Source organism: Phenylobacterium sp., from assembly GCF_031360265.1.
Classification (GTDB): Bacteria; Pseudomonadota; Alphaproteobacteria; order Caulobacterales; family Caulobacteraceae; genus Phenylobacterium.
The window spans coordinates 1-4,379 of sequence record NZ_JANMBF010000132.1 but is presented as its reverse complement, the minus strand read 5'-3'; the positions used below and the strand labels follow the sequence as shown (position 1 = coordinate 4,379).

The following is a 4,379-nucleotide window of genomic DNA, read 5'->3' as shown; positions in this document are numbered from 1 at the left end:
CTTCACTTGCGCGCGGGTCAGGCGTAAGCGGGCGGCCATGAGCGCATATCTGTTCGATCCGCCCGCCGTCGTCGCCGTGCCCATCGACGGCCAGGCCGCGACCTTCCCGGTTCGCCGCATCCTCTGCGTCGGGCGCAACTATGCCGCCCACCGGCGCGAGATGGGCGGCGACGACCGCGATCCGCCGTTCTTCTTCGCCAAGCCCGCCGACGCCATCGTCGCGCCCGGCAGCGATGTCGCCTATCCACCCCGCACGGCGAACCTGCACCATGAGATCGAATTGGTGGTGGCCCTGAAGGCGGGTGGCAAGGACATCGCCGTCGCCGGGGCGCTGGATCTGGTGTTCGGCTATGCGGTGGGCGTCGACATGACCCGGCGCGACCTGCAGAACGCCGCCAAAGACAAGGGCCAGCCGTGGGAGGCCGCCAAGGGCTTCGACGCCTCCGCCCCGATCTCGGCCATCCGGCCCTGGACCGGGCCCGCGCCGCAGGGCCGGATCGCGCTGTCCGTCAACGGCCAGCCGCGCCAGGACGCGAGCGTCGCCGACATGATCTGGAGCGTGGCCGAGATCGTCTGCGAGGCGTCGAAGCTGTGGACCCTGGCGCCCGGCGACCTGATCTACACCGGCACGCCGGAGGGCGTCGGCCCCCTGGTCCGCGGCGATGTGGTCGCGGGCGAGGTCGAGGGCGTCGGCCAGCTCAGCTTCACGGTGGTCTGATGGGCTATGTGCTGCACAGCGCCTGGCGCGCCGGGGCGCCCTATCGCACGCGGATCGGCCTGGCGCTTAAGGGCGTGGACTATGCGACCGTCCCCGTCGACCTGATCAAGGGCGAGCAGCGCGAGCCCGCCTATCGGGCGCTCAATCCGCAAGGGCTGACCCCGGCGCTGGAGATCGGCGGCGGCGAGATCCTCACCCAGAGCCTGGCGATCCTGGAATGGCTGGAGGAAACGATCCCCGGGCCGGCCTTGCTGCCCACGAGCCCGCTCGACCGCGCACGGGTCCGCGCCATGGCGCTGATCATCGCCTGCGACATCCACCCGCTGAACAACACCCGCATCGGCCGCAAGCTGAGCAGGATGGGTATCGACCAGGCCGGCATCCTCAAGTGGACGCAAGGTTGGATCGCCGACGGCTTCGACGCGCTGGAGCCGATGGTCGCGCGGCATGGCCGGGGCTTCGCGTTCGGCGAGACCCCCACGATCGCCGACTGCTGCCTGATCCCGCAGGTGTATTCGGCCAACCGCTACGAGGTCGACCTGACGCCCTGGCCGGCGATCCGCGCGGTCAATGCGCGCGCGCTGGCCCATCCGGCGTTTCAGGCGGCCCATCCCAACCAACAACCCGACGCGGTGGCGACCTAAGAGGGGGATGTCCTGATGCTTGACGATCTGAAGGCCAACAACCGGGCGTGGGCGCGGCGCAAGGTCGCCGGCGACCCCGGCTTCTTCAAGCGGCTGGAGGACCAGCAGGCGCCGGAATATCTGTGGATCGGCTGTTCCGACAGCCGGGTGCCGGCCAACGAGATCGTCGACCTGGACCCCGGCGAGCTGTTCGTCCACCGCAATGTCGCCAACCTGGCCCCGCCCCAGGACGCCAACTATCTGAGCGTGCTGCAGTTCGCCATCGACGTGATCAAGGTCAAGCATGTGATGGTGGTCGGCCACTATGGCTGCGGCGGCATCGCCGCGGCGATCGACGGCCAGCGCCGCGGCCTGGTGGATCACTGGCTGCATCCGATCCGCGAGGTGCATCACGAGCACCGCCACGAGCTCGACGCGATCCCGCAGGACCGCGCCCGCCTGGACCGGCTGTGCGAGCTGAACGTGATCCGCCAGGTCCGCAATGTGGCGTCCGACCTGTTCGTTCAGGACGCCTGGGCGCGCGGCCAGCCGGTCTGCGTCCACGGCTGGGTCTATTCGCTGGGCGACGGCCTGGTGAACGACCTCAACGTGACCATTGGCGGCCCTGACGACCTGGCCGCGCTGGACTGAGGCCGGCCGGCGCGGGCGCCGTTTCCCGGCAGTCGTGCTGAATCAAGGTTTACCACCCTTGGCGCCGCTTTCCTTTACGCTGATCGCCCAGACTGGACGCCTAGCTATCGGAATCGGGTGTCCAGATGCGGATCGATCCTCAGCAGCCTGACCTGACCTCCCCGCCGCGCGCGGGCCGGACCTGCGCGGGCTTTCTCCGGCGCTTCGCGGGCGACCGGCTCGGGGTCAGCGCCGTGGCGTTCGCCATCTCCTTCGCGGTGCTGGCGCCGATGACCCTGGGCATCTTCGATGTCTACACCGCCACAGAACAGCGGGGGAAGCTGCAGGACGCGCTGGATGCGGCGACCCTCTATGCCGCGCGGTCCCCGGCGATGACCACCGCCGACATCGACGTCGCCGGCGAAAAGGCGCTGGCGGCCAACCTGCAGATGATCCACGGGGCGAGCCTGCGATCCTCGGACTTCGCCCTGGTCGGGACCAAGGTGGTCGCCTCCGCCGCGGTGGACCTGCCGGCCTTCGCGCCCGCCGAGTTCACGCACCGGCCGGTGACGGTGAATTCCGAGGTCACCCGCGCGGGGAACAACCTGGAAGTCGCCCTGGTGCTCGACAACACCGGCTCAATGATGGGCGCCCCGATGACGTCGCTTCAGTCGGCCGCCAACCAGCTGATCGACCTGGTCGTCTCGACGACCCAGGCGCCCTACTATTCGAAGATGGCCATCGTGCCCTACTCGAACGCGGTGAACGTGGGGGCCTATGTCAATAGCGTGCGCGGCGCGGCCGCGGCCGGCACGGGAAGCAACGTCACCGGCTATAGCAAGATAAGGTTCACCAGCGCGTCCGGTTCGACCAACACCTTCAATGTAAGCAACTGCGTCAGCGAGCGGACCGGCGGCGAAGCGTTCACGGACGCGTCCTATGCGGTTTCGAAGGTCGGCTGGGTCTATCCGGCGAGCTCGGGGGCCAACCCCTGCATCGGCGCCGCGATCCAACCGCTCACCAGCAACAAGACGACGCTGCACAGCCTGGTCGGCGCTTTGACAGCCGGCGGCTCCACCGCGGGGCATATTGGCGTCGAATGGGGCTGGTACATGGTCTCACCGAACTGGGGCGGCCTCTTCCCAGCCAGCAGCCAACCCGCCGCCTACGGCACGGAGAAGCTGTTGAAGGTGGTGATCCTGATGACCGACGGCGCCTTCAACACCGCCTACTGCAAGGGCGTGATCTCCAAGCCAAGCTCAGCGACCGATGGGAGCAGCGGCTCGTCGTCCGATCATTCCAGTTGCGCGTCGCCCAACGGTGACTCCTTCACCCAGGCGCAGGCGCTCTGCACCGCGATGAAAGCCGCGCCGACGAACGTCATCATCTACACCATCGGCTTCCTGCATCAGGGCCCCGACCCTCAAGCTGAAGCGATCCTGAGAAACTGCGCCACCGATGCCCAGCACGTCTATTTCCCATCGACCGGCGCGGCGCTGCAGGTCGCCTTCCAGCAAATCGGCGCTGACCTCAACCGGTTGCGGATATCTCACTAAGGCCCTTCCCGCTCAGGTTGGCTCAAACTGAGTGGAGGAGAAGGGCTCCAGATATAGCGACGACCCTGTTTTATCCCGGCTGACTTGAGTCAAGTCGGCGGGGACAGGGTCTAGGCCAGCTTGATCTCGCGCAGGCGTTCCTGGAGGAAGGCGTCGGCGGTGATCGGGGTCGGATAGCGGTCCGGGTGGTCGGCGTCGACGCACCCCGGCAAAGTCCTGATCTCGTAGTCCGAATTGAAGTGCAGGAAGAACGGCGTGGAATAGCGGGCAAAGCCGCGCCGCGCCGGCGCCGGGTTGACCACCCGGTGCGTGGTCGACGGCAGGGCGTGGTTGGTCAGCCGCTGCAGCATGTCGCCGATGTTGCAGACCAGGGCTCCTGGCGGCGGGTTGATGGCGATCCAGCGGCCGTCGTGGTCCTTGACCTCCAGCCCGGCCTCCTCGGCCCCGAGCAGGAGGGTGATGACATTGATGTCCTCGTGCGCCGCGGCGCGGATGTGCGGTCCATCAACGGATACGGGCGGGTAGTGCAGCAGGCGCAGGATCGAGTTGCCGACATCGACGGTGGGCGCGAAGAACCCGCGGTCGAGGTTCAGATAGGCGGCGATGGCCTCCAGCACCTTGCCGCCCATGGCGTCGAGGGCGCCATACAGCCAGCCGACCTGGGCGTGGAAGTCCGGCAGCTCGGCGTCGGGCCAGACATTGTCGGGCATGTGGTCGCGGAACGGGTGGCCGGCGGGCAGCTCGCGGCCGACGTGCCTAAATTCCTTGAGATCGTGATGGGCCGCGCCCTTGGCGGTCTCGACGCCGAACGGCGTGTAGCCGCGCTGGCCTTGCACCGGCAGCTTGTACTTC

Annotated in this window: 5 protein-coding genes; 4 read left to right on the top strand and 1 reads right to left on the bottom strand. The window is 68.0% G+C overall.

Translation table 11 applies throughout. From position 1 onward, the window contains the following. Positions 1-37: 37 nt before the first annotated feature. The 4 genes from RMN86_RS12305 (at position 38) to RMN86_RS12290 (ending at position 3,527) form a co-directional block, all read left to right on the top strand. Positions 38-718 (top strand): fumarylacetoacetate hydrolase family protein, encoded by a 681-nt coding sequence (locus RMN86_RS12305; RefSeq protein ID WP_309606135.1) that lies wholly within the window; start codon positions 38-40, stop codon positions 716-718. Further along, complete coding sequence (gene maiA / locus RMN86_RS12300) at positions 718-1,362, top strand: maleylacetoacetate isomerase (RefSeq protein ID WP_309606134.1); 645 nt, start codon at positions 718-720, stop codon at positions 1,360-1,362. Before RMN86_RS12305 ends, maiA begins: the two co-directional genes overlap by 1 nt. 15 nt (positions 1,363-1,377) lie before the next feature. Continuing rightward, positions 1,378-1,992 carry a carbonic anhydrase gene (locus tag RMN86_RS12295; protein WP_309606133.1) on the top strand — a complete coding sequence of 205 codons (615 nt, stop codon included), beginning with the start codon at positions 1,378-1,380 and terminating at the stop codon, positions 1,990-1,992. Between the two features lie 125 nt (positions 1,993-2,117). Further along, positions 2,118-3,527 carry a pilus assembly protein gene (locus RMN86_RS12290; protein ID WP_309606132.1) on the top strand — a complete coding sequence of 470 codons (1,410 nt, stop codon included), beginning with the start codon at positions 2,118-2,120 and terminating at the stop codon, positions 3,525-3,527. 110 nt (positions 3,528-3,637) lie between these two features. Here RMN86_RS12290 and RMN86_RS12285 read toward each other — a convergent pair. After that, positions 3,638-4,379, bottom strand: a 742-nt coding sequence (locus RMN86_RS12285) for a 2OG-Fe(II) oxygenase family protein (RefSeq protein WP_309606131.1), incomplete at its 5' end; no start/stop codon positions are given.

Bases quoted from the DNA above. Each gene is read 5' to 3' on its own strand.
- RMN86_RS12305 (WP_309606135.1), top strand. From the start codon at position 38: ATGAGCGCATATCTGTTCGATCCGCCCGCCGTCGTCGCCGTGCCCATC.
- maiA (WP_309606134.1), top strand. From the start codon at position 718: ATGGGCTATGTGCTGCACAGCGCCTGGCGCGCCGGGGCGCCCTATCGC.
- RMN86_RS12295 (WP_309606133.1), top strand. From the start codon at position 1,378: ATGCTTGACGATCTGAAGGCCAACAACCGGGCGTGGGCGCGGCGCAAG.
- RMN86_RS12290 (WP_309606132.1), top strand. From the start codon at position 2,118: ATGCGGATCGATCCTCAGCAGCCTGACCTGACCTCCCCGCCGCGCGCG.